The sequence below is a fragment of the Bacillus sp. PS95 genome, assembly GCF_037963565.1.
GTDB lineage: Bacteria > Bacillota > Bacilli > Bacillales > Bacillaceae > Bacillus > Bacillus subtilis.
This window is the reverse complement of record NZ_CP150160.1, coordinates 2,502,841-2,527,074: the sequence shown is the minus strand read 5'-3', so window position 1 is coordinate 2,527,074 and position 24,234 is coordinate 2,502,841. Positions and strand designations below refer to the sequence as shown.

25 protein-coding genes are annotated in these 24,234 nt (G+C 43.0%); 23 read left to right on the top strand and 2 right to left on the bottom strand.

Features of this window, described 5'->3' with window-relative positions; genetic code table 11:
- The first annotated feature begins 4 nt into the window (after window positions 1-4).
- The 23 genes from NSQ12_RS13025 to NSQ12_RS12915 all read left to right on the top strand — a co-directional run bounded on the left by NSQ12_RS13025 (window position 5) and on the right by NSQ12_RS12915 (window position 22,284).
- A complete protein-coding gene (locus NSQ12_RS13025; protein ID WP_264099058.1) occupies window positions 5-1,318 on the top strand; it encodes a nodulation protein NfeD in 1,314 nt (437 codons plus the stop codon).
- Window positions 1,319-1,339: 21 nt separating this feature from the next.
- Window positions 1,340-2,335, top strand: a complete 996-nt coding sequence (floA, locus tag NSQ12_RS13020) for a flotillin-like protein FloA (protein WP_003230026.1) — start codon at window positions 1,340-1,342, stop codon at window positions 2,333-2,335.
- Between the two features lie 24 nt (window positions 2,336-2,359).
- The gene (locus NSQ12_RS13015) at window positions 2,360-2,779 is read left to right on the top strand and encodes a hypothetical protein (protein WP_089172588.1); all 420 of its coding nucleotides are present in this window, start codon (window positions 2,360-2,362) and stop codon (window positions 2,777-2,779) included.
- A 56-nt stretch (window positions 2,780-2,835) separates the two neighbouring features.
- Entirely contained in the window at window positions 2,836-3,117 is a 282-nt protein-coding gene (gene yqfC, locus NSQ12_RS13010; RefSeq protein WP_003226191.1) for a sporulation protein YqfC, read from the top strand.
- A gap of 18 nt (window positions 3,118-3,135) precedes the next feature.
- Window positions 3,136-4,332, top strand: coding sequence for a sporulation protein YqfD (gene yqfD, locus NSQ12_RS13005; protein ID WP_003230033.1), 1,197 nt, complete (start codon window positions 3,136-3,138; stop codon window positions 4,330-4,332).
- Window positions 4,329-5,288: a PhoH family protein gene (locus tag NSQ12_RS13000; RefSeq protein WP_014477373.1), complete on the top strand. Its 960-nt coding sequence runs from the start codon at window positions 4,329-4,331 to the stop codon at window positions 5,286-5,288. The genes yqfD and NSQ12_RS13000 overlap by 4 nt, the downstream gene beginning before the upstream one ends.
- A 78-nt stretch (window positions 5,289-5,366) precedes the next feature.
- Complete coding sequence (pgpH, locus tag NSQ12_RS12995; RefSeq protein ID WP_339174875.1) at window positions 5,367-7,502, top strand: cyclic-di-AMP phosphodiesterase PgpH; 2,136 nt, start codon at window positions 5,367-5,369, stop codon at window positions 7,500-7,502.
- A complete protein-coding gene (ybeY, locus tag NSQ12_RS12990; protein WP_032722131.1) occupies window positions 7,503-7,976 on the top strand; it encodes an rRNA maturation RNase YbeY in 474 nt (157 codons plus the stop codon). It abuts the gene before it with no gap.
- Window positions 7,957-8,328 (top strand): diacylglycerol kinase family protein, encoded by a 372-nt coding sequence (locus tag NSQ12_RS12985; RefSeq protein WP_015384119.1) that lies wholly within the window; start codon window positions 7,957-7,959, stop codon window positions 8,326-8,328. The genes ybeY and NSQ12_RS12985 overlap by 20 nt, the downstream gene beginning before the upstream one ends.
- A gap of 118 nt (window positions 8,329-8,446) precedes the next feature.
- Window positions 8,447-8,857: a cytidine deaminase gene (locus NSQ12_RS12980; protein ID WP_032722130.1), complete on the top strand. Its 411-nt coding sequence runs from the start codon at window positions 8,447-8,449 to the stop codon at window positions 8,855-8,857.
- Complete coding sequence (era, locus tag NSQ12_RS12975) at window positions 8,838-9,743, top strand: GTPase Era (RefSeq protein WP_003230051.1); 906 nt, start codon at window positions 8,838-8,840, stop codon at window positions 9,741-9,743. The genes NSQ12_RS12980 and era overlap by 20 nt, the downstream gene beginning before the upstream one ends.
- A gap of 147 nt (window positions 9,744-9,890) precedes the next feature.
- Window positions 9,891-10,034: a YqzL family protein gene (locus NSQ12_RS12970; protein ID WP_003230053.1), complete on the top strand. Its 144-nt coding sequence runs from the start codon at window positions 9,891-9,893 to the stop codon at window positions 10,032-10,034.
- A 36-nt stretch (window positions 10,035-10,070) separates the two neighbouring features.
- On the top strand, window positions 10,071-10,838 hold the full coding sequence (recO, locus tag NSQ12_RS12965) for a DNA repair protein RecO (RefSeq protein WP_003230055.1): 768 nt from the start codon (window positions 10,071-10,073) through the stop codon (window positions 10,836-10,838).
- Between the two features lie 297 nt (window positions 10,839-11,135).
- Window positions 11,136-12,023, top strand: a complete 888-nt coding sequence (gene glyQ / locus NSQ12_RS12960) for a glycine--tRNA ligase subunit alpha (RefSeq protein ID WP_003226213.1) — start codon at window positions 11,136-11,138, stop codon at window positions 12,021-12,023.
- Window positions 12,016-14,055, top strand: a complete 2,040-nt coding sequence (gene glyS, locus NSQ12_RS12955; protein WP_069964217.1) for a glycine--tRNA ligase subunit beta — start codon at window positions 12,016-12,018, stop codon at window positions 14,053-14,055. Before glyQ ends, glyS begins: the two co-directional genes overlap by 8 nt.
- A gap of 132 nt (window positions 14,056-14,187) precedes the next feature.
- A complete protein-coding gene (gene ccpN / locus NSQ12_RS12950; RefSeq protein ID WP_003237058.1) occupies window positions 14,188-14,826 on the top strand; it encodes a transcriptional regulator CcpN in 639 nt (212 codons plus the stop codon).
- Window positions 14,827-14,851: 25 nt separating this feature from the next.
- Window positions 14,852-15,664 carry a pyruvate, water dikinase regulatory protein gene (locus NSQ12_RS12945; protein WP_003230064.1) on the top strand — a complete coding sequence of 271 codons (813 nt, stop codon included), beginning with the start codon at window positions 14,852-14,854 and terminating at the stop codon, window positions 15,662-15,664.
- A gap of 253 nt (window positions 15,665-15,917) precedes the next feature.
- Window positions 15,918-16,412, top strand: a complete 495-nt coding sequence (locus tag NSQ12_RS12940) for a YaiI/YqxD family protein (RefSeq protein ID WP_003230065.1) — start codon at window positions 15,918-15,920, stop codon at window positions 16,410-16,412.
- 33 nt (window positions 16,413-16,445) lie between these two features.
- Window positions 16,446-18,257 (top strand): DNA primase, encoded by a 1,812-nt coding sequence (gene dnaG, locus NSQ12_RS12935; protein ID WP_339174872.1) that lies wholly within the window; start codon window positions 16,446-16,448, stop codon window positions 18,255-18,257.
- Between the two features lie 198 nt (window positions 18,258-18,455).
- On the top strand, window positions 18,456-19,571 hold the full coding sequence (gene rpoD, locus NSQ12_RS12930; RefSeq protein WP_003226225.1) for an RNA polymerase sigma factor RpoD: 1,116 nt from the start codon (window positions 18,456-18,458) through the stop codon (window positions 19,569-19,571).
- 329 nt (window positions 19,572-19,900) lie between these two features.
- Entirely contained in the window at window positions 19,901-20,263 is a 363-nt protein-coding gene (gene cccA / locus NSQ12_RS12925) for a cytochrome c550 (RefSeq protein WP_003230068.1), read from the top strand.
- Window positions 20,264-20,519: 256 nt separating this feature from the next.
- On the top strand, window positions 20,520-21,170 hold the full coding sequence (gene trmK / locus NSQ12_RS12920) for a tRNA (adenine(22)-N(1))-methyltransferase TrmK (protein WP_003246178.1): 651 nt from the start codon (window positions 20,520-20,522) through the stop codon (window positions 21,168-21,170).
- Complete coding sequence (locus NSQ12_RS12915) at window positions 21,163-22,284, top strand: Nif3-like dinuclear metal center hexameric protein (protein ID WP_038829714.1); 1,122 nt, start codon at window positions 21,163-21,165, stop codon at window positions 22,282-22,284. The genes trmK and NSQ12_RS12915 overlap by 8 nt, the downstream gene beginning before the upstream one ends.
- A 22-nt stretch (window positions 22,285-22,306) precedes the next feature.
- Here the strand turns inward: NSQ12_RS12915 and NSQ12_RS12910 are convergent, their stop codons facing one another.
- Complete coding sequence (locus NSQ12_RS12910; RefSeq protein WP_014477361.1) at window positions 22,307-23,251, bottom strand: 4-hydroxy-3-methylbut-2-enyl diphosphate reductase; 945 nt, start codon at window positions 23,249-23,251, stop codon at window positions 22,307-22,309.
- 122 nt (window positions 23,252-23,373) lie between these two features.
- On the bottom strand, window positions 23,374-24,117 hold the full coding sequence (locus NSQ12_RS12905) for a YqfQ family protein (RefSeq protein WP_122894882.1): 744 nt from the start codon (window positions 24,115-24,117) through the stop codon (window positions 23,374-23,376).
- Window positions 24,118-24,234 lie beyond the last annotated feature (117 nt).

Below are 24,234 nucleotides of genomic sequence, written 5' to 3'. Positions count from 1 at the left end.
GCCCTTGCTTCAAATCAAAGGATTCCGTGCTGCTCTTTTGAGTATATTTTTGCTTTCTTTATTAGGCGTACAGCTGAACGCAAAAGCAGAAAAACAAATTGTTTATGTGATCCCGGTTGAAAAAAATGTCGAACAGGGTCTCGCCTCGTTTTTGTCCCGTTCGTTACAAGATGCAAAGGATGCACATGCAGACCATATTATTCTCGATATCAATACCCCGGGGGGATTGGTCAAATCTGCTATTGATATGGCCGATTTGATAACCGAAAGCGAGATCCCCGTAACTGCATATGTCAACAAACGCGCGTTGTCTGCTGGTGCATATATTGCACTTCAAGCAGATCACATTTATATGGCGCCTGGCGGAAAAATGGGAGCCGCCGCGATTGTTGATGGCCAAGGCAATGCCGCTGACCAAAAAGCTCAATCACTTTGGCTGGCAGAGATGGAAGATGCCGCAGTGAAAAATAACCGCGATCCAAAATATGCGCTCGCAATGGCTGACCCAGATATAGATGCCAAGGAAGTTGGCGCGCCTAAGGGAGATCTGCTGACACTTAACGCAGACAAGGCGATTGAGGTAGGCTATTCAGAAGGCACTGCTGACAATTTCTCCACGCTCGTAAAGAAGCTTGGGTTCGAAAAGGCGCAGATCAGCTATGCAAAGGAGAGCTTTGCGGAAAAGACAGCAAGATGGCTGACGAATCCGGTCATTGTCCCTATTCTGCTGACAATCGCTTTTTTAGGTCTGACGGTAGAGCTTTTTTCCCCGGGTGTCGGCCTCCCTGGAACGGCTGGACTCATTGCGTTATTGCTGTTCTTTTACGGGCATCTTGCAGCCGGCCTTGCCGGGTATGAGACGGTTCTCCTCTTTATAGCAGGGGTGATTCTCATTCTGCTTGAGATTTTTCTTCCCGGAGGAATCATTGGATTACTGGGCTTGGGAGCGATTATTGCGAGCCTGTTTTTAGCCGCGGGGAGCTTCACTGTCATGGCGGTTTCTCTCTTGATCGCCTCAGCTGTTTCGATTACAGCTTTTATTTTACTGACAAGGGTGTTGGGAAAGCGTATGAAATTCTTTAAGAAATTGATATTAAATGATTCTACAAACACGGAGAGCGGCTACGTTTCAAATCAAACGCGCACGGACTTAATGGGAAAAGTGGGTATAACCTTTACACCGCTGCGTCCTTCCGGTACCGTGATTATTGATGATGAACGCCTTGACGTTGTTTCGGAGGGATCGTTTACAGAAAAAGATAAAAAAGTAAAAGTGATTAAAGTAGAAGGCTCACGCATTGTCGTGAGAGAAATTTAAATAGAAACGAGGAGAAGTTATATGGATCCGTCAACACTTATGATTCTGGCAATTGTCGCAGTAGCGATCATTGTTTTGGCAGTATTTTTTACATTTGTGCCTGTAATGCTTTGGATTTCAGCTTTGGCAGCCGGAGTGAAAATCAGCATTTTCACTCTAGTTGGGATGAGGCTTCGCCGCGTCATTCCGAATCGGGTTGTTAACCCGCTGATTAAAGCGCATAAAGCGGGACTTAATGTTGGAACAAACCAGCTTGAAAGCCACTACCTGGCTGGAGGTAATGTTGACAGAGTCGTCAACGCGCTTATCGCCGCTCAGCGAGCTAACATTGAACTCACATTCGAGCGCTGTGCTGCCATTGATCTTGCAGGCCGGGACGTGTTGGAAGCTGTTCAAATGAGCGTTAATCCTAAGGTGATTGAAACACCGTTCATAGCCGGTGTCGCAATGGACGGGATTGAAGTCAAAGCGAAAGCGAGAATCACAGTAAGAGCGAATATCGAGCGCCTCGTCGGGGGAGCAGGAGAAGAAACCATTGTAGCTCGTGTAGGTGAGGGGATCGTTTCTACAATCGGTTCATCTGATAATCATAAAAAAGTGCTTGAAAACCCTGACATGATTTCTCAGACAGTCCTTGGAAAAGGATTGGACTCAGGAACTGCGTTTGAAATTCTCTCAATTGATATTGCAGATGTAGATATCGGCAAAAACATCGGGGCAATTTTACAAACCGATCAGGCCGAGGCTGATAAAAACATCGCGCAGGCAAAAGCGGAAGAACGACGTGCGATGGCTGTCGCTCAAGAACAGGAAATGCGTGCCCGCGTAGAAGAAATGCGCGCGAAAGTGGTAGAAGCCGAGGCGGAAGTGCCGCTTGCGATGGCAGAAGCTTTGCGTGAAGGGAATATTGGCGTCATGGATTACATGAATATCAAGAACATCGATGCTGACACAGAAATGCGTGATTCATTCGGCAAGCTGACGAAAGACCCTTCGGATGAAGACCGCAAATCATAATCTCTCTAAGAAGGGAGAACGCTGATGGAAGATTTACTGACCAATCCGCTTATTATTGCAGCGATCATCGGAATCATTTCTGCGATTTTCGGCAAAAAGAGCAAAGAAGAAAAGCAAAACAGCCAAAAAAGTAAAAAACCTCAACACATGCAATCTGCTTCTCCTCAAAAGAAGCAGTCAAAAGAAGATGCCCCTGCACCTATCCCTAACCGTATGGAACAGGCAAGACGGGAAGCGGAAGAAAGACGCAGGGAAACAGCAAGAAACCTGAAAGGGCTGGAACGAGATCTTGCTGCTGCCAAACAAAAAACAGTATACACAAAACAAAAAATGCTTCAGGTGAATAGAGACACCGTCGTACAGGGGATCGTTCTAGGAGAGGTGTTCGGACCTCCACGGGCGAAAAAACCTCACCGTACGATGCGCCCGGCCCGTAAAAATTAAAGTGTTAGAACCTCCTTTCAAATCATACATATGAGATGAAAGGGGGTTCTTTTTGTATGGGGCAAAGAAAGAATCGTATGAAAGCTTGGCTGACAAGAGCATTGGAAATTCCCCCGGACGTTATGATGGATCTGCCGAGGATTACAATGGTTGGCAGACTTCATATCTACATAGAAAACCACAGAGGCCTTTTGCTTTTCAGTGAGAATGAAGTGCGGCTGATGCTGAAGCAGGGCCAGTGCATCATATCTGGTAAAAATTTTGTCATCAAGGCGATTCTTCCGGAAGAGATACTTTTGGAGGGTACGATTGATGTCGTTCGATATGTTGAGTCATAAAGCCGAGGGGGAAATGTTGTGAAAAATAAATGGCTGTCTTTTTTTTCGGGTAAGGTCCAGCTTGAATTGACGGGAAGAGGGATTGAGCGGCTCCTTAATGAATGCACAAGACAGGGGATTCCGGTCTTTCATGTCAAAAAAAAGAAAGAAGCCGTATCGTTATATATACAGCTTCAGGATGTACATGCCTTTCGGCGGGTAAGAAGTAAATTTAAATGTAAAGCCCGATTTATCAATCGGAAGGGATTTCCCTTCCTGTTGCTGAAATCAAAGCTGAATATAGGGTTTACGATCGGTTTTGCGATTTTTTTCATTCTTTTGTTTTTGCTGTCCAATATGGTGTGGAAAATTGATGTGACAGGCGCTAAGCCTGAAACAGAACATCAAATGAGGCAGCATCTTAATGAAATCGGCGTCAAAAAGGGCCGTCTGCAGTTTTTAATGATGTCGCCCGAAAAAATACAGAAATCATTAACCAATGGAATAGACAATATCACTTGGGTCGGAGTTGATCTGAAGGGGACGACCATTCATATGAAAGTTGTGGAGAAAAATGAGCCCGAAAAAGAAAAATATGTTAGCCCGCGCAATATTGTCGCCAAAAAGAAAGCAACCATTACGAGAATGTTTGTGCAAAAAGGACAGCCCATGGCCGCCATCCACGATCATGTTGAAAAGGGACAGCTGCTTGTTTCGGGACTGATCGGCAGCGAAGACCATCAGCAGGAAGTCGCCTCAAAAGCAGAAATTTACGGAGAAACCTGGTATAGATCAGAAGTGACAGTCCCGCTTGAAACATTATTTAACGTCTATACGGGCAAAGTAAGGACAAAGCACAAGCTTTCTTTTGGTTCTTTGGCAATCCCGATCTGGGGGATGACGTTTAAAAAAGAGGAATTGAAGCATCCAAAAACAGAACAAGAAAAGCATTCGCTTCATTTTCTCGGATTTAAGCTCCCTGTATCCTATGTCAAAGAGCAAACGAGAGAAAGTGAAGAGGCTTTGCGAAAATATACAAAAGAAGAAGCAGTTCAAGAAGGCATTAAATTGGGTAAACAGGATGTAGAGGATAAAATAGGCGAAAACGGCGAGGTGAAAAGTGAAAAAGTTTTGCACCAGACTGTTGAGAATGGTAAAGTAAAGTTGATTATTCTCTACCAAGTTATAGAAGATATCGTTCAAACCACACCTATTGTCAGGGAGACTGAAGAATGACAGAACATTTACTTGCGATGAATCAAAAACTGAAAAACCCGGACGAGGCGCTTTCACTCTTCGGGAACCAAGATTCTTTTTTGAAATTGATGGAGAAAGATCTGAATGTAAATATCATTACGCGCGGCGAGACGATTTATGTTTCAGGCGATGATGAATCGTTTCAGATTGCAGACAGGCTGCTGGGATCGCTCCTCGCTTTAATTCGCAAGGGGATAGAGATCTCTGAACGTGATGTGATTTACGCCATCAAAATGGCAAAGAAGAATGAACTTGAATACTTTGAAAGCATGTATGAAGAAGAAATTACAAAAAACGCAAAAGGCAAATCAATCCGTGTAAAAACAATGGGACAGCGGGAATACGTGGCCGCTATGAAGCGGAATGACCTTGTATTCGGCATTGGTCCGGCGGGAACCGGGAAAACGTATCTGGCTGTCGTAAAAGCAGTCCATGCTTTAAAAAACGGACATATCAAAAAAATCATTTTAACAAGACCTGCCGTGGAAGCCGGTGAAAGCCTTGGTTTTCTCCCAGGTGACCTAAAAGAAAAAGTAGATCCTTATTTGCGCCCGCTGTATGACGCTCTCCATGATGTGCTTGGGGCAGATCATACAGAACGTCTGATGGAAAGAGGCATCATTGAAATTGCTCCGCTCGCATATATGAGGGGGCGGACGCTCGATGATGCTTATGTTATACTTGATGAAGCACAGAATACCACGCCTGCTCAAATGAAAATGTTTTTGACGAGACTGGGTTTTGGCTCTAAAATGATCATTACAGGTGACGTCAGCCAAATTGATCTGCCGAAAGGCGTCAAATCGGGACTTGCAGTAGCGAAGGAGATGCTGAAAGGAATAGACGGCATTTCTATGATTGAGCTAGACCAGACAGACGTGGTCAGACATCCGCTTGTTGCGAAAATTATTGAAGCATACGATAAGCAAAATTAATGCTGAATGACCCGATCGCGCGTTATCGGGTCATTTTTATGATTGCTTATGGGCTTGATGTTTCAAGAGGAGGTTCTTGTGTTGAAAAAGAAGGCTAAGACCAAAAGCAGCTCAAAAAAATGGAGCAGTTTTAAAAATGCCCGCTCCATGCATGTACTGCTGTATCTTCTGCTGGCTACCATTATGTTTGCTTTGCTCTTTGTACATGTTAAGCCGGAAACACTTGATTTAGACCTGTTTTCAGTTAGCGACAAGACCATTTACGCTCCGGCAACCGTAGAAGATCAAAAAGCCACAGAGGAAAAAAAGCAAGCCGCTGAGGACGCGGTTGAAGATCAATATACATTAAAAAAAGAATATACAGACAATCGGATTGACCTTGTGTCATCAATATTCGACAGTATTAGTGAAGTGAAAAAATCATCAGAAGAAGGCAGTAAATCACCATCGGAAAAATCAATGGTCAAATCTGTAAAGGACAAATTGACTTCAGATGTGAATGATTCTATATCGGAGGATTCCATCAAGACATTGCTTAAAGCAGACAGTGAAGACTTTTCTTTTGTCAGAGATACGGTCATTACCGCAGTAAATACGGTCATGAGCAGTGAAATCCCCTCGGATAAACTATCTGATGCAAAGGATAAGGTAGAAAAAGAGCTAAAGAGCAATTCTATTCCGTCTAAATACTTGGGAGCTGCGACAGAAATCGGGCGTTTTGCTATTATTCCGAATTACGTTTTCGATCCGAAAGCAACAGAGGCAAAACGGCAGGAAGCCTCAGATAATGTCCAGCAGGTCCAAATCAAACAGGGGCAAGTGCTCGTGGAAGAAAATGACCTCATTGATCGGGAAGTGTACAGGAAACTTGAGCTGACTGGGTTATTAAATAACTCAAATCTCTTTAAACCGATCAGCGGGCTATTGATTATGATCGGACTTTTCATTGCAACACTTGTATATTATTTTGAAAAACAGAAACAAAATCTGAAGTTTAAAAACCAATCCATTCTGTTATTCTCGATTATCACAACACTTTTGCTTGTGATCATGGAGGTTGTCAGTTTGTTTCAGAAGATGGAGTATAATAATATCGGCTATCTGGTCCCCATTGCGGCAGGCGCCATCTTAATCAAACTGCTGATGAATGAACGCATTGCCATTTTGGGAAGTATCATTCTTGCGATTTGCGGAAGTATGATGTTTAATCAGGGTGTGACAGGAACATTCAATTATGTCATAGGGATTTATTATTTGATCAGCGGCATTTCAGGTGTATTATTTTTAGGAAAACACAATGCAAGATCAAAGATTTTGCAGACCGGACTTTTCGTGGCGTTTATTAATATGGTTGTCGTTCTATCCTTATTATTGATCCAGAACACTGCGCTGTCGGGTCTTGAAATCGGCACGTTAATGCTCATGGGGGTTGTGTCGGGGTTTGCTTCATCTGTATTGATCATCGGCCTGATGCCGTTTTTTGAGACGGGCTTTGGCATTTTATCCACCATGAGGCTGCTCGAGCTGTCTAATCCTAACCATCCGCTATTGCGCAAAATACTGACAGAAACACCAGGTACATATCATCACAGTGTAATGGTTGCCAATTTATCAGAGGCAGCCTGTGAAGCGGTTGGGGCTAATGGTTTGCTTGCAAGAGTCGGCGCATATTATCACGATCTCGGAAAAACAAAGCGCCCGCAATATTTTATTGAAAACCAAATGAATATTGACAATCCGCATGACAAGCTGTCACCTCAGTTGAGTAAAAATATTATCATCTCGCATACGACAGACGGTGCGAATATGCTGAGAAGCTATAAATTTCCGAAAGAGCTTGTCGATATTGCTGAGCAGCATCATGGAACCTCGCTTTTAAAGTTTTTTTACTATAAAGCGAAGGAAAAAGGCGACCAGATTACAGAGGAAGAGTTCCGTTATCCGGGGCCGAAGCCGCAGTCAAAGGAAGCCGCAATTATATCAGTGGCCGACAGTGTTGAAGCGGCCGTCAGATCCATGCACAATCCAAATCCTGAACGAATTGAAAAGCTTGTCCGGGGTATTATATCCGATAAGCTTCAGGACGGACAGTTCAGTGAATGCGATTTGACATTTAAAGAGCTGGATACAATCGCAAAAACGCTCTGTGCAACATTAAAAGGAATTTTCCACTCCCGGATTGAATATCCGGAGGCTACTAAGAAGGTGAAATAGATGAGTTTACTGATTGATATCGTTGATGAAACGGGAAGCGTCTCAGAAGAGATGCTCGAAGAAGTAGAAAATCTGCTTCAATTTGCTGCTGAGCGTGAAGGCGTTCAAGACCAGGCTGAAGTTTCTGTCACGATTGTTTCCAATGATGACATACATCAGATTAACAAAGAATACCGGGGAAAGGATGCTCCGACAGATGTCATCTCATTTGCTCTTGAAGAAGAGGGGGAAGGCGAGATCGAAATCGTGGGCGCCGAAATGCCTCCGGTTTTAGGTGATATTATCATCAGTGCCGATCGCACAAGAGAGCAGGCAGAGGAGTATAATCATTCTTTTAAAAGAGAGCTCGGATTTCTAGCTGTACACGGATTTCTGCACCTTTTAGGATATGACCATATGACGAAAGAGGAAGAAGAGGAGATGTTTACTAAGCAAAAGGAATTGCTGGACGCTTATGGACTCAAAAGATCATAGAAACGAGCTGAAGCGATTCTTCAAAAGCTTCGTGCATGCAGGCCGGGGCATCTGGGAAACAGCGCGGACGGAGCGGAATTTCCAATTTCATGCCGCAGCCGCCTGCGCTGTTCTCATTTGCGGCTTCCTTGTAGAGCTCAGCATGATTGAGTGGATGATTATATTCCTTTTGATAGGCGGTATGTTTTCGCTTGAGCTTTTAAATACAGCCATTGAACATACGGTTGATTTAATAACTGACAAACATCACCCTCTTGCTAAAGCGGCCAAGGACGCTGCCGCCGGGGCTGTTTGCGTTTTTGCCGTGATTTCGTGTATCATTGGTTTACTTATTTTTTTGCCAAAGCTGTAATGGCTGAAAATTCTTACATTTATTTTACATTTTTAGAAATGGGCGTGAAAAAAAGCGCGCGATTATGTAAAATATAAAGTGATAGCGGTACCATTATAGGTAAGAGAGGAATGTACACATGAACAGACAAGAATTAATAACAGAAGCTTTAAAAGCGCGTGATATGGCATATGCGCCGTATTCCAAATTCCAAGTAGGAGCCGCTCTTCTTACCAAGGATGGAAAAGTGTACAGAGGCTGCAACATTGAGAACGCGGCATACAGCATGTGCAATTGCGCCGAGCGTACCGCTTTATTTAAAGCTGTTTCTGAAGGGGAAACAGAGTTTCAGATGCTGGCCGTTGCGGCTGACACCCCTGGACCGGTATCTCCGTGCGGAGCCTGCCGCCAGGTGATTTCTGAGCTTTGCACAAAAGACGTTATTGTCGTACTGACTAATTTACAAGGACAAATAAAAGAAATGACTGTGGAAGAATTATTGCCAGGCGCATTTTCATCGGAGGATTTACATGACGAACGAAAGCTTTAAATCAGGATTTGTATCCATTATTGGAAGACCAAACGTAGGAAAATCTACATTTTTGAACAGAGTCATTGGACAAAAAATCGCGATCATGAGCGATAAGCCCCAAACGACGAGAAACAAGGTGCAAGGAGTACTGACGACAGGCACATCACAAACCATTTTTATTGACACACCAGGGATTCATAAACCTAAGCATAAGCTTGGGGACTTTATGATGAAAGTGGCGCAAAATACATTAAAAGAAGTCGATTTGATCTTGTTTATGATCAATGCTGAGGAAGGCTACGGGAAGGGCGACGAATTCATCATTGAGAAATTGCAGACGATGTCTACGCCTGTATTCTTAATCGTAAACAAAATCGATAAAATTCATCCCGACCAATTGCTTCTGCTAATTGACGAATACCGCAAACGCTATCCTTTTAAGGAAATTGTTCCGATTTCTGCTTTAGAAGGAAATAACATCGAAACATTGCTCGCGCAGATTGAAGCGTATTTGCCGGAAGGGCCGCAATTCTATCCGAGTGACCAGGTAACTGACCACCCTGAACGATTTATCATTTCTGAATTAATCAGGGAAAAGGTGCTGCATTTGACGAGAGAAGAAATCCCGCACAGCATTGCGGTGGCCATCGAATCCATCAAAGGGCAGGACAACGGTTCTGTGCACGTAGCGGCAACGATTGTGGTCGAGCGGGATTCCCAGAAAGGCATCGTGATCGGTAAAAAAGGAAGCCTTCTAAAAGAGGTTGGAAAAAGAGCGAGAGCGGATATTGAAGCACTGTTGGGCTCCCGTGTCTACCTTGAATTGTGGGTGAAAGTGCAGAAAGACTGGCGTAATAAAATGTCCCAGCTTCGCGATTTTGGCTTTAAAGAGGACGAATATTAATCTCTTGCTGTGTGTGTCATTATCTCACAGGAACAGGGATACATTAGCAAATTTTGTTTAACATGAAATGGAGGACATCTGGTCAAGATAAAGGTAAGAATTTGGAGTTTAGGTAAGCTAGTTTAACTACAGAAAGGTGGGTTTCTTGTGTTGAATTTTACCTGGAACGTATTTTCTCAAACAGGAAATGTTGATACGTATCTTCTTTTTAAAGAACTGGAAAAAGAGAACATGGAAAGACCCGAAGAACTAGAAGATGAGCTAGCCCGATTTGATTATCCAATTTTATAAACCTCTTGGCCGCTCCTGCTTGAGGAAGGTGCGGAAATGCTGACAAAATGTGAAGGGATCGTTCTTCGCACAAATGATTACGGAGAGACGAATAAAATCGTAACATTACTGACAAGAGAACACGGAAAAATAGGTGTTATGGCACGAGGCGCCAAAAAACCGAACAGCCGTTTATCAGCAGTCAGCCAGCCCTTTTTGTATGGTTCTTTCTTAATGCAAAAAACATCGGGCCTCGGAACGCTTCAGCAGGGGGAAATGATCCTCAGCATGAGAGGCATCAGGGAAGACTTGTTTTTAACAGCATATGCTGCCTATGTTGCTGAGTTAGTCGACAGAGGCACAGAAGAAAAAAAGCCAAATCCTTATTTATTTGAATTCATATTAGAATCATTAAAACAGTTGAATGAAGGAACAGATCCGGATGTTATCACCTTCATTGTTCAAATGAAGATGCTCGGTGTCATGGGCCTGTATCCTGAGCTGAATCATTGTGTACATTGTAAAAGCCAAGACGGAACCTTTCATTTCTCTGTTCGTGATAATGGTTTTATATGCCACCGCTGTTTTGAAAAAGATCCTTACAGGATACCGATTAAACCGCAAACGGCAAGGCTGTTAAGGCTCTTTTACTATTTTGATCTGTCGAGACTCGGCAATGTGTCCTTAAAAGAGGAAACAAAAGCTGAATTAAAGCAAGTGATTGATTTATATTACGAAGAATATTCGGGATTGTATTTAAAATCAAAGCGCTTTTTAGATCAAATGGAAAGCATGAAACATCTTATGGGTGAAAACAAAAGTTGACATTTGGTCCATCTTTTTATATGATCATTTATTATAAAATATGTTGCAGTGAGAGAAAGAAGTACTTGCGTTTACCTCATGAAAGCGACCTTAGGGCGGTGTAAGCTAAGGATGAGCACGCAACGAAAGGCATTCTTGAGCAATTTTAAAAAAAGAGGCTGGGGTTTTGTTCTCAGCAACTAGGGTGGAACCGCGGGAGAACTCTCGTCCCTATGTTTGCGGCTGGCAAGCATAGAGACGGGAGTTTTTTGGTTGCTGCCGCAGTCAACTTATGAAAGAAAAGTGGAGGTGCTTGAAATGAATATTCAAGACATGATTCTGACCTTGCAAAAGCATTGGTCCAGTCAGGGCTGTGTGCTTATGCAGGCTTACGATGTAGAAAAAGGAGCCGGCACGATGAGCCCGTATACATTTTTGCGCAGTATCGGCCCTGAGCCGTGGAAAGTGGCTTATGTAGAGCCTTCCAGACGTCCTGCAGACGGCCGCTACGGGGAGAACCCGAACAGACTGTATCAGCATCATCAGTTCCAGGTCATTATTAAACCGTCTCCTGATAACATTCAAGAGCTGTATTTGGATTCCTTGCGTGCTCTTGGAATTGATCCGCTTGAGCACGATATTCGCTTTGTTGAAGACAACTGGGAGAATCCGTCTTTAGGCTGCGCGGGTCTAGGCTGGGAAGTTTGGCTTGACGGAATGGAAATAACACAATTTACGTATTTCCAGCAGGTCGGGGGATTAGAGTGTAAACCCGTTTCTGTAGAGATTACGTATGGGATTGAGCGTCTCGCGTCTTATATCCAGGATAAAGAAAACGTATTTGACTTGGAATGGACGTCAGGGTTTACAGTAAAAGATTTATTCATGATGGCTGAATATGAGCATTCTGTTTATACGTTTGAAACATCAGACGTCGATATGCTGTTCCAATTGTTCAGCACATATGAAAAAGAAGCGATCAAGCAAATGGACAACGGACTTGTTCATCCAGCATATGACTATGTGCTGAAATGCTCGCACACCTTCAACCTGCTTGATGCCAAAGGTGCGATCTCTGTTACCGAGCGGACGGGCTATATCGCAAGAGTGCGGAATTTAGCTAGAAAAGTAGCAAAAACCTATTATGAGGAACGAGAAAAACTAGGGTTCCCAATGCTTAAAGGGGAGGGTTCTTCTCATGAGTAAACAGGATTTACTTTTAGAGATCGGATTAGAGGAAATGCCGGCGCGCTTTTTGAATGAAAGCATGGTTCAGCTTGGCGACAAGCTGACAGGCTGGCTTAAAGAAAAAAATATTACTCACGGTGAAGTGAAACTCTTCAATACACCGAGACGTCTTGCTGTGTTCGTTAAGGATGTCGCAGAAAAGCAGGATGATATAAAAGAAGAAGCAAAAGGGCCTGCGAAAAAAATTGCCCTTGATGCGGACGGGAACTGGACAAAAGCGGCAATCGGCTTTTCAAAAGGCCAAGGCGCAAATGTGGAAGACCTGTACATCAAAGAAGTAAAAGGCATAGAGTATGTATTCGTGCAAAAATTCCAAGCCGGCCAAGAAACGAAGTCGCTTCTGCCGGAACTGAGCGGTTTAATTACAAGCTTGCATTTCCCGAAAAACATGCGCTGGGGAAATGAAGATTTGCGTTATATCCGACCGATCAAATGGATTGTCGCATTATTTGGACAGGATGTCATTCCATTTTCGATCACAAACGTTGAGTCTGGACGGACAACACAGGGACATCGTTTCCTCGGACATGAAGTGTCAATTGAATCACCTTCAGCTTATGAAGAGCAGCTGAAAGAACAGCATGTTATTGCTGATCCTAGCGTCCGAAAGCAAATGATTCAATCTCAGCTGGAAGCAATGGCTGCTGAAAACGATTGGAGCATTCCAGTTGACGAAGACCTTCTTGATGAAGTGAATCATTTAGTAGAATACCCGACAGCTCTTTACGGTTCATTTGAATCCGAGTTTCTGTCAATTCCTGAAGAAGTGCTTGTCACAACAATGAAAGAGCATCAGCGCTACTTCCCTGTCAAAGACAAAAACGGTGACCTGCTGCCTCACTTTATCACAGTCCGAAACGGCAACAGCCACGCGATTGAAAATGTGGCCCGAGGCAATGAAAAAGTGCTGCGCGCACGTTTATCTGATGCGTCATTCTTCTACAAGGAAGATCAGAAACTAAACATTGATGCAAATGTGAAGAAGCTTGAAAATATCGTTTTCCATGAAGAGCTTGGTTCTCTTGCTGATAAGGTTAGAAGAGTCACATCAATCGCAGAGAAACTTGCCGTTCGTCTTCAGGCTGATGAAGATACATTAAAACATGTGAAGCGGGCTGCTGAAATTTCTAAATTCGACCTTGTGACGCATATGATATATGAATTCCCTGAACTTCAAGGAATTATGGGCGAAAAGTATGCGAGAATGCTTGGCGAAGATGAAGCTGTGGCGGCGGCAGTTAATGAACATTATATGCCTAGATCAGCGGGCGGAGAAACGCCTTCTACTTTCACCGGAGCTGTTGTGGCAATGGCGGATAAGCTTGACACAATCGCTTCATTCTTCTCTATCGGCGTAATTCCGACCGGTTCCCAGGACCCTTACGGACTGCGCCGCCAAGCTAGCGGTATTGTTGCGATTCTTCTTGACCGCAACTGGGGAATTTCATTTGAAGAGCTGCTAACTTTCGTACAAACCGATAAAGAAATTGAACTGCTGGATTTCTTCACTCAGCGCTTGAAATATGTCTTGAATGCTGAACAAATCAGACATGATGTCATTGACGCCGTGCTGGAAAGCTCTGAGCTTGAGCCGTACTCTGCGCTGCATAAAGCACAAGTACTGGAGCAAAAGCTTGGTGCACCTGGCTTTAAGGAAACAGCCGAAGCGTTAGGCCGAGTGATCTCTATCAGCAAAAAAGGAGTCCGCGGAGACATTCAGCCTGATCTGTTTGAAAATGAATACGAAGCAAAACTGTTTGATGCCTACCAAACAGCGAAGCAAAATCTGCAGGAAAACTTCAGCAAAAAAGATTATGAGGCGGCGCTTGCTTCACTTGCAGCCTTAAAAGAACCGATCGATGCTTACTTCGATCATACAATGGTTATAGCGGATAATGAGTCATTAAAGGCAAATCGTTTAGCGCAAATGGTAAGCTTGGCGGATGAGATCAAGTCCTTTGCGAATATGAATGCCCTTATTGTAAAATAAAGAGAGAAAAGGCGGTTGCTGTGTGATCGGTAATCGTCTTTTCCCCATTTATAAGTTTTTTGTTTGATTACAAGATATTTACGTTATAATATGGATTATTATTTCTTTACATAGCTATGAAGTGAAAAGGTGGTGAGTACGATCGAACTAAATAAACGGCAAGAACATATTTTGCAGATTGTAAAAGAAAACGGGCCGATTACAGGGGAGCATATTGCAGAAAAGCTGAACCTAACCAGGGCGACATTGCGCCCGGATTTAGCCATACTCACCATGTCAGGATTCCTCGAGGCGCGCCCGAGAGTCGGTTATTTCTATACGGGAAAAACCGGCACACAGCTTTTGGCGGATAAACTCAAAAAGCTTCAGGTGAAAGACTTTCAATCTATCCCCGTAGTGATTCACGAAAACGTTTCTGTGTACGATGCGATTTGCACCATGTTTTTAGAAGATGTAGGTACTCTGTTTGTGGTGGACCGCGATGCTGTTTTAGTCGGGGTGCTTTCACGAAAAGACTTGCTCAGAGCGAGCATTGGCCAGCAGGAGCTTACATCGGTCCCTGTTCACATCATCATGACAAGGATGCCGAACATTACGGTGTGCAGACGCGAGGATTATGTGATGGACATTGCAAAGCACTTAATAGAAAAACAAATTGATGCACTGCCTGTCATCAAAGACACCGATAAAGGCTTTGAAGTGATCGGCAGAGTGACAAAAACAAATATGACCAAAATACTTGTCAGTTTATCTGAAAATGAAATCCTATAAGATTGCAAACTAACGGGGGGATAATATGAATAACCGCATCATCTATGTTGTATCGGATTCCGTCGGTGAAACGGCTGAATTGGTAGTAAAAGCAGCACTCAGCCAATTTAACGGATCGGCGGATGATACTCATGTAAGAAGAATTCCTTATGTTGAAGATATAGGCACTATCAATGAAGTGATTTCACTTGCAAAGGCAGACGGCGGCATTATCTGTTTTACACTCGTGGTGCCGGAAATCAGAGAATATTTGATAGCCGAAGCGGAAAAAGCAAATGTTTTATATTATGATATTATCGGCCCGTTGATTGATAAAATGGAAACAGCCTACGGTTTAACAGCGAAATACGAACCGGGGCGGGTGCGCCAGCTTGATGAAGATTATTTCAAAAAAGTGGAGGCCATCGAGTTTGCAGTTAAATACGATGATGGACGTGATCCAAGAGGAATTTTAAAAGCTGATATCGTTTTGATCGGCGTGTCAAGAACGTCTAAAACACCGCTGTCTCAATATCTCGCACACAAACGCCTGAAGGTTGCCAATGTTCCGATTGTACCGGAGGTTGATCCGCCGGAAGAACTCTTTAACGTTGATCCGAAAAAATGCATCGGTTTAAAAATTAGCCCTGATAAACTGAATCATATCAGAAAAGAACGTTTAAAATCACTCGGGCTTAATGATAAAGCGATTTATGCAAATATCAACAGAATCAAAGAGGAACTCGAGTATTTCGAAAAGATTGTGGATCGGATCGGCTGCCAGGTTGTTGATGTTTCAAATAAAGCGGTTGAGGAAACAGCAAATATTATCCATCATCTCAAAACAAAAAACATATAACTCAGGACGCTCTATCCTGGGTTTTTGGCTGTGCCAAAAGGGAATAATGAAAAACAATAGCATCTTTGTGAAGTTTGTATTATAATAAAAAATTGTGATAAAATGATTAATTTTAGGTTTAAGGATCGTGTGATACGAATAAACTATTATGGGTAAGATGTCAAGAATTTCTCCCGGAAATTTTTCGACAAATTCATATACATCCACAATAATAAAGGATGTGCGATTTTGCTTGCTTTTATGCAGGAGTTTAATGGAGGGATGGAGAATTACTCTTCTTAATGAACAAGAAAAGACGATTTTTGTCGATGCTGATGCTTGTCCGGTAAAAGATGAAATTTTACAAACAGCATCCGAGTATGAAGTTCAAGTTCTTTTTGTCGCTTCATTTGAACATTATCAGCTTTCCAGAAGCAATGAAGAAAAATGGAAGTATGTTGATCCTCATAAAGAAGCTGCTGATTTATATATCGCAAATCACGTGAAACCGGGAGATATTGTTGTGACGCAGGACATCGGATTAGCATCTCTGCTGTTGAACAGAAATGTCTCCGTTATGTCGGAAAGAGGTCGTCTTTACAAAGAAGACACGATTGATTTTGCCCTAGAGGGCCGTCATTTTTCCGGCAAACAAAGAAGAAAAGGTGTATATGCCAAAGGGCCTAAAAAATTGAATAAAGAAGATCGAGAACGATTTATTACACTGCTGCAAAAAATCCTGTCGAACGATGAAGGGATTTTGCACTAAAGCATCGAATAATGTACGACGGAGTGTTATAAGATGGGAAATCGGATACCAGATGAAATTGTGGATCAGGTGCAAAAGTCGGCAGATATCGTTGAAGTCATAGGTGATTATGTTCAATTAAAGAAGCAAGGCCGAAACTACTTTGGACTCTGTCCTTTTCATGGAGAAAGCACACCTTCGTTTTCCGTATCGCCCGACAAACAGATTTTTCATTGCTTTGGCTGCGGAGCGGGCGGCAATGTTTTCTCTTTTTTAAGGCAGATGGAAGGCTATTCTTTTACCGAGTCGGTTTCTCACCTTGCTGACAAATACCAAATTGATTTTCCAGATGATATAACAGTCCATTCCGGAGCCCGGCCAGAGTCTTCTGGAGAACAAAAAATGGCTGAGGCACATGAGCTCCTGAAGAAATTTTACCATCATTTGTTAATAAATACAAAAGAAGGTCAAGAGGCACTGGATTATCTGCTTTCTAGGGGCTTTACGAAAGAGCTGATTAATGAATTTCAGATTGGCTATGCTCTTGATTCTTGGGACTTTATCACGAAATTCCTTGTAAAGAGGGGATTTAGTGAGGCGCAAATGGAAAAAGCGGGTCTCCTGATCAGACGCGAAGACGGAAGCGGATATTTCGACCGCTTCAGAAACCGTGTCATGTTTCCGATCCATGATCATCACGGGGCTGTTGTTGCTTTCTCAGGCAGGGCTCTTGGCAGCCAGCAGCCTAAGTATATGAACAGTCCTGAAACCCCGCTCTTTCATAAAAGCAAACTGCTTTACAATTTTTATAAGGCCCGCCTTCATATCAGAAAGCAGGAAAGAGCAGTCTTATTTGAAGGGTTTGCTGATGTCATATCGGCCGTAAGCTCGGGTGTAAAGGAAAGCATAGCCACGATGGGAACGTCTCTTACAGATGATCATGTCAAGATCCTGAGAAGAAACGTCGAAGAAATCATTCTTTGCTATGACTCTGATAAAGCCGGTTATGAAGCCACCTTAAAAGCTTCGGAGCTTCTGCAAAAAAAAGGCTGCAAAGTCAGAGTTGCAATGATTCCTGACGGATTGGACCCTGATGATTACATCAAAAAATTCGGCGGGGAAAAATTTAAAAACGACATTATTGACGCCAGTGTCACCGTAATGGCGTTCAAAATGCAATATTTCCGAAAAGGAAAGAACCTGTCCGATGAAGGCGACCGCCTAGCTTACATTAAAGACGTACTGAAAGAAATCAGCACGCTTTCAGGGTCTCTAGAGCAGGAAGTCTATGTAAAGCAGCTTGCTTCAGAGTTTTCGCTTTCACAGGAGTCTTTAACTGAGCAGCTGTCTGTTTTCAGCAAGCAAAACAAACCTGCTGACAATAGCGGTGAAACTAAAACGCGGCGAGCGCATCTGACGACAAAAGCAAGGCAAAAACGTTTGCGTCCGGCGTATGAAAATGCAGAAAGGCTGTTACTCGCTCACATGCTTCGAGATCGGAGCGTCATCAAAAAAGTGATTGACCGGGTAGGGTTTCAATTTAATATTGATGAGCACCGGGCATTAGCCGCTTATCTTTATGCTTTTTATGAAGAGGGAGCCGAGCTGACGCCTCAGCATCTGATGGCCAGGGTGACGGATGATCATATAAGCCAGCTCTTGTCCGATATATTAATGCTTCAGGTTAATCAAGAGCTTAGCGAAGCCGAGTTATCAGATTATGTAAAAAAAGTGTTGAATCAAAGAAATTGGTCAATGATAAAAGAAAAAGAGGCGGAAAGAGCCGAAGCAGAAAGGCAAAAAGATTTTTTAAGAGCTGCTTCTTTGGCTCAAGAAATCGTTACATTGAACCGATCTTTAAAATAACTGGAGAACTGATGAGGAGCATTTATTGGCAATGATTCCTTGCGGAGGAGCAAATAGATCGCTTAACCTCATCATGAATTGTCATTTCATTATTCGCACATTGTTAAAGGCAGTTCACATAGAAAACGCCTGAATGGACCGAATAAGAATCATACCGCTTATAGAATTCGTTGCAAGCTTTGGAAGGAGGGATCCATAATGGCTGATAAACAAACCCACGAGACAGAATTAACATTCGACCAAGTAAAAGAGCAATTAACAGAGTCTGGTAAAAAACGTGGCGTTTTGACATATGAAGAAATTGCTGAGCGTATGTCCAGCTTTGAAATTGAATCAGACCAAATGGATGAGTATTATGAATTTTTAGGTGAACAAGGTGTTGAATTAATTAGTGAGAATGAAGAAACAGAAGATCCTAATATTCAGCAGCTTGCCAAAGCCGAAGAAGAATTTGACCTTAATGACCTAAGTGTACCGCCTGGCGTTAAAATCAATGACCCAGTTCGTATGTATTTAAAGGAAATCGGTCGGGTTAACCTTCTTTCTGCAAAAGAAGAAATCGCCTACGCTCAAAAGATTGAAGAAGGTGACGAAGAATCTAAACGCAGATTGGCTGAAGCGAACCTGCGGCTTGTTGTCAGTATCGCAAAACGGTATGTCGGACGCGGTATGCTGTTCCTTGATCTGATCCAGGAAGGAAACATGGGTCTGATGAAAGCCGTTGAAAAATTTGATTATCGCAAAGGTTATAAATTCAGTACGTATGCTACGTGGTGGATCAGACAGGCGATTACACGCGCCATTGCCGATCAGGCGAGAACGATCCGGATTCCCGTTCATATGGTTGAAACCATTAATAAATTAATCCGTGTGCAGCGTCAATTACTGCAAGACTTAGGCAGAGAACCAACACCTGAAGAAATTGCGGAAGATATGGATTTAACGCCTGAAAAAGTACGCGAAATCTTAAAGATTGCTCAAGAGCCGGTATCTCTGGAAACACCGATCGGTGAAGAGGATGACTCGCACCTTGGTGATTTCATTGAAGACCAAGAAGCAACTTCACCTTCTGACCACGCCGCATACGAGCTATTGAAAGAGCAGCTGGAAGATGTGCTTGATACGTTAACTGATCGTGAAGAAAATGTATTGCGTCTTCGATTCGGTCTTGATGACGGCCGTACAAGAACATTAGAAGAGGTCGGCAAAGTATTTGGAGTAACGAGAGAGCGTATTCGACAAATCGAAGCCAAAGCGTTGCGGAAACTAAGACATCCTAGCAGAAGTAAACGTTTGAAAGATTTCCTTGAATAAGATGGAACGGGTCTTGAAGATCCGTTCTTCTTTTTTTTAAAAAGATATATGGATAATATGCCTTTATTTTACTGAAAAATGATGTCATTTGCAAATGAACATTGTGGTGAAAAATTTCAAAATCTAATTCCATATTTTCTATTGTAAGCGTATACAATACATTATACAATAGAATAAAAAGGATATTAGAGATTTAGGCATGTTTCAATTCAATTTTGTATAAAGTGTGAATAAAAAACTTTTGTATAGCAATCCATTTACTTTTTGTAAAAATAAGTTAGAATTAGAAGTGTTTACATAGGGGGAAGGATCAAAAAGGGGGAAGGGAAATGAAATGGAACCCGCTTATTCCATTTTTGCTGATCGCTGTTTTAGGAATTGGTCTAACTTTCTTTTTATCAGTAAAAGGACTTGATGACTCTCGGGAGATTGCAAGCGGAGGAGAAAGCAAATCTGCTGAAAAGAAAGATGCAAACGCTTCACCAGAAGAAATTTACAAGGCAAACTGCATCGCATGCCACGGTGAAAATTATGAAGGTGTTTCGGGTCCGAGCTTAAAAGGTGTAGGGGATAAGAAAGATGTCGCTGAAATTAAAACAAAGATCGAAAAAGGCGGTAATGGAATGCCTTCCGGTCTTGTTCCTGCCGATAAGCTGGATGATATGGCAGAGTGGGTGTCAAAAATTAAATAAAAGAACTATTTTTCTCTTTATACATTCACAGGCCGCCGAGATGTTCTCGACAGCCTTTTATTTTTGACTGCCGCGTGCAGACCCGCATCAAAAGAAATAATTTCAAAATCATTTGCTTCAGCTTGGATTCCGGGCTGATTTTTTATATGATAGTAAAGGAAAAAATGATTGAGAAAAGTTGTGATGACAAGTGAACGAATTAAAATTATCTAAACGATTGCAAACAGTAGCGGAGTACATACCGAATGGAGCGGTGATGGCCGATATCGGCTCTGACCACGCCTACCTTCCTTGTTATGCGGTGCTGAATCATAAAGCCAGCGGGGCGATTGCCGGAGAAATAACAGACGGCCCATTTTTGTCTGCAAAGCGGCAGGTTGAAAAATCAGGCTTAAACTCGCACATTTCTGTAAGGCAGGGAGACGGACTGGAAGTGATTAAAAAAGGTGAAGCTGATGCCATTACGATTGCCGGAATGGGCGGGGCTTTGATCGCTCACATTTTAGAAGCGGGCAAAGACAAATTAACGGGGAAGGAACGGCTCATTTTACAGCCGAATATTCATGCTGTTCATATCAGGGAGTGGCTTTATAAAGAAAGATATGCGCTGATAGATGAGGTAATCCTTGAAGAGGACGGAAAGTGCTATGAGGTGCTGGTAGCAGAAGCGGGAGACAGGGATGCGGCTTATGACGGTATTTCTTTATCAGCCGGGATGCTCGTCGGCCCTTTCTTGGCAAAAGAAAAAAATGCTGTCTTTTTGAAAAAGTGGACACAAGAGCTTCAGCACACTCAAAGCATTTATGAACAGATCAGCCAAGCGGCGGATACAGAGCAAAACAAACAAAAATTAAAGGAGCTCGCCGATCGAATGGAGTTGTTAAAGGAGGTAATCGATCATGGCTAAAAGTGTAAATGGGCAGCAGATCATCCAGCTGTTTGAACAATTTTCCCCGAAAGCCTATGCGGTTGAAGGAGATAAAATCGGCCTGCAAATCGGGACTTTAAACAAACCAATTAAAAATGTGATGGTTACACTTGATGTGTTAGAGAGCGTTATCGATGAAGCGATTGAAAAAGAGGTTGACTTGATTATTGCACACCATCCTCCTATTTTCCGGCCGCTAAAGCATATTTCAACAGATCAGCCTGCCGGAAGGTTAATTGAAAAGTGTTTGAAGCATGATATTGCTGTTTATGCAGCTCATACAAATTTAGACGTTGCGGACGGCGGCGTGAATGATTTGCTTGCTGAAGCATTAGAGCTGAGTGAGACGGAAGTGCTGGCACCTACTTATACGGATCCTCTGAAAAAGCTGGCAGTTTACGTGCCGAAGGAATATGAAGAGCAGGTCAGAGCCGCGCTCGGAAATGCGGGGGCCGGCCATATCGGTGAATACAGCCATTGCGCGTTTTCATCTGAAGGAATCGGCAGCTTTAAGCCATTGGACGGAGCTAAGCCTTTTATCGGTGAAGTGGGAGAGCTTGAGCTTGTTCATGAAGTAAGGCTTGAGACTGTATTTCCTAAAAGCGTCGAAAAAGCTGTTATCAATGCAATGATAAAAAGCCATCCATATGAAGAAGTTGCTTACGATATCTATCCTGTCGAACAGACTCCCGCCGAAAAAGGGCTCGGCCGTGTCGGAACCCTTAAAAATGAGATGACGCTTAAGGAATTCGCTTTATTTGTGAAAGACAAGCTTGACGTCAATGGTGTCAGAATGGTGGGAGATGCAGACAGCATGGTGAAAAAGGTAGCTGTTCTTGGTGGAGATGGAAACAAGTATATTCATCATGCAAAACGAAAGGGAGCCGATGTTTACGTCACAGGGGATTTATACTTCCATGTGGCCCATGATGCGATGATGCTTGGCCTAAATGTGGTTGATCCGGGCCATTACGCGGAAAAAATCATGAAAGAAGGCGTCACGAGAAAACTGACATCAATGTGTAACGATAAAAAGTTTGACGTGAATATCTTTGTTTCTGAAACAGATACAAATCCATTTACATTTCTATAAAAAAACTGAGGCTTTTACAGCCTCAGTTTTTTGCTTTTACTTTTGGAAGTATTTTTTTGAGCGGTATATTATGTTCAGTTGTCCAAGTTGATGGATCTTCGTGATCAAACTGCTCTAAAAAGCGAATGACTTCTTTTGTGATCGGCGTCGGTGTTGAAGCTCCCGCTGTAACTGCAACGGTATTAACGCCTTTCAGCCATTCGAGCTTCAATTCGCTTAAGTCGCCGATCCGGTATGCTTTTGTCCCGGCTATTTCCTCTGACACTTGAGCAAGCCTATTTGAATTGTTGCTTTTCGGGTCTCCGACAACGATTGTTAAGTCCGCTTTTTTTGCCTGCTCTGATACAGCTTCCTGCCGCACTTGAGTAGCGAGGCAAATCTCTTGGTGATATTCGACATGAGGATATTTTTCTTTGACAAGCTCCATAATGTCGTGAACATCCCATTGAGACATTGTTGTTTGATTCGTCACGATTAACTTCTCGGCTTGGATATCAAGGTTCTTTACATCTTCTTCTGTTTCAACTAAGTGAACGATCTCCGGCGCTACGCCAACGGCTCCCTCAGGCTCTGGATGCCCTTTTTTGCCGATATAGATCACGTGATATCCTTTTTCTTTCATCTCTAAGATTAGATTATGAGTTTTCGTCACATCCGGACATGTAGCATCAATTGCGACTAACCCTTTTTCTTCTGCGATTCTTCTGACTTCGGGAGAAACACCGTGCGCAGTGAAAATGACAGTTCCTTTGTCAACCTGCTTTAAGATGTCCAGACGGTTAGAGCCGTCCAATGTAAAAATCCCTTCCTCTTCAAACGCATCAGTGACGTGTTTATTATGAACAATCATCCCGAGTATATAGATGGGTCTTGGCAAGCTTTTATCTAGTGACGCATTTTTGGCAATGACCATAGCATCAACAACACCATAGCAATAGCCGCGCGGTGAAATTTTAATTACGTCCATTTTCGGTTGTCCTCCAATACTGAAGTGAGTAAAGGCAATATAAAAAGCCGTAATCAAACGGCTCTATTCTTGCATTCTTCTGATCTCATTATAGCCAATCTCACTTCAGATATCAAAGAATGTTAAATATATAATCTCGGTTTTGAACTGCCTGATGTTCTTTTCGGAGCAGGAGAGGCAGCTTCCTTTTTCTTCGGGGCAGATGTTTTTGATTCTTGTTCTTTATTGTCAATTGTTTTAGATTTCTTTGGGAGAGAAGAACTTTTTGGTTTTGATTTTTTGTTCCCATCTGAGGTTTTTGTTTCAGTCTCTTTCTCTTTTTCTGATGATTCTTCTGAAACGGATTGTTTTTCACTTTCCTCATTGGCCTCTGTTTCAGTATCATCACTTTTACTTAATTGGCTGTACAGCTTCATCATTGCTGGCAGATTGCGGACTAATGGGCCGTACTGCTGGATCATAGGGGTGACTTGCTGCGCCATGCCGAGTACTTTTTGCACATTTCCAAGCATACTGGATAATGATGCAGGATTGGCGATATTTTGAATGCCTTGCAGGCCAGCACCTCCGCTCGCTGCTGCACCTGCTCCTGGAATTCCAGGAACTCCGGCGCTGCCAGCGCCTCCTCCGCCGGGTAGGAACCTTGACAGCATTCCTTTTAAGCCTCCGCCTGCACCTGCACCATTTCTCGCTCCGGCATTTGCCTGAGGAAGAAATTGTCCGGCTTGCTGAAAACCTTGCTGCTGTGCTCCAAATGAAGGTCCTCGCATATTAGGCGGTCTTCTGCCCATCATTCGCTGATTTGGCATGGGGCGGGGCGGTCCGGGCTGTGGGTAATTTCTCATTGGCTGCTGCGGTGAAAACATACTTGTACCTCCTTTCAGCTCTCTCTGCTATTAGAATATGCATGGGCTGCGGTATTTGCTTTACATAACTGAATAAAACAAACGCCTTGCAAACGTGGTGTTTTTAAGCAAAATCGG

Bases quoted from the DNA above. Each gene is read 5' to 3' on its own strand.
- floA (WP_003230026.1), top strand. From the start codon at position 1,340: ATGGATCCGTCAACACTTATGATTCTGGCAATTGTCGCAGTAGCGATC.
- yqfC (WP_003226191.1), top strand. From the start codon at position 2,836: ATGGGGCAAAGAAAGAATCGTATGAAAGCTTGGCTGACAAGAGCATTG.
- glyS (WP_069964217.1), top strand. From the start codon at position 12,016: ATGAGTAAACAGGATTTACTTTTAGAGATCGGATTAGAGGAAATGCCG.
- NSQ12_RS12910 (WP_014477361.1), bottom strand. From the start codon at position 23,251: ATGGACGTAATTAAAATTTCACCGCGCGGCTATTGCTATGGTGTTGTT.
- NSQ12_RS12940 (WP_003230065.1), top strand. From the start codon at position 15,918: ATGGAGGGATGGAGAATTACTCTTCTTAATGAACAAGAAAAGACGATT.
- dnaG (WP_339174872.1), top strand. From the start codon at position 16,446: ATGGGAAATCGGATACCAGATGAAATTGTGGATCAGGTGCAAAAGTCG.
- trmK (WP_003246178.1), top strand. From the start codon at position 20,520: ATGGCCGATATCGGCTCTGACCACGCCTACCTTCCTTGTTATGCGGTG.
- rpoD (WP_003226225.1), top strand. From the start codon at position 18,456: ATGGCTGATAAACAAACCCACGAGACAGAATTAACATTCGACCAAGTA.
- ybeY (WP_032722131.1), top strand. From the start codon at position 7,503: ATGAGTTTACTGATTGATATCGTTGATGAAACGGGAAGCGTCTCAGAA.
- NSQ12_RS12915 (WP_038829714.1), top strand. From the start codon at position 21,163: ATGGCTAAAAGTGTAAATGGGCAGCAGATCATCCAGCTGTTTGAACAA.
- NSQ12_RS12985 (WP_015384119.1), top strand. From the start codon at position 7,957: ATGGACTCAAAAGATCATAGAAACGAGCTGAAGCGATTCTTCAAAAGC.
- NSQ12_RS12980 (WP_032722130.1), top strand. From the start codon at position 8,447: ATGAACAGACAAGAATTAATAACAGAAGCTTTAAAAGCGCGTGATATG.
- glyQ (WP_003226213.1), top strand. From the start codon at position 11,136: ATGAATATTCAAGACATGATTCTGACCTTGCAAAAGCATTGGTCCAGT.
- NSQ12_RS13015 (WP_089172588.1), top strand. From the start codon at position 2,360: ATGGAAGATTTACTGACCAATCCGCTTATTATTGCAGCGATCATCGGA.
- era (WP_003230051.1), top strand. From the start codon at position 8,838: ATGACGAACGAAAGCTTTAAATCAGGATTTGTATCCATTATTGGAAGA.
- NSQ12_RS12905 (WP_122894882.1), bottom strand. From the start codon at position 24,117: ATGTTTTCACCGCAGCAGCCAATGAGAAATTACCCACAGCCCGGACCG.
- NSQ12_RS12945 (WP_003230064.1), top strand. From the start codon at position 14,852: ATGAATAACCGCATCATCTATGTTGTATCGGATTCCGTCGGTGAAACG.
- NSQ12_RS13000 (WP_014477373.1), top strand. From the start codon at position 4,329: ATGACAGAACATTTACTTGCGATGAATCAAAAACTGAAAAACCCGGAC.
- recO (WP_003230055.1), top strand. From the start codon at position 10,071: ATGCTGACAAAATGTGAAGGGATCGTTCTTCGCACAAATGATTACGGA.
- cccA (WP_003230068.1), top strand. From the start codon at position 19,901: ATGAAATGGAACCCGCTTATTCCATTTTTGCTGATCGCTGTTTTAGGA.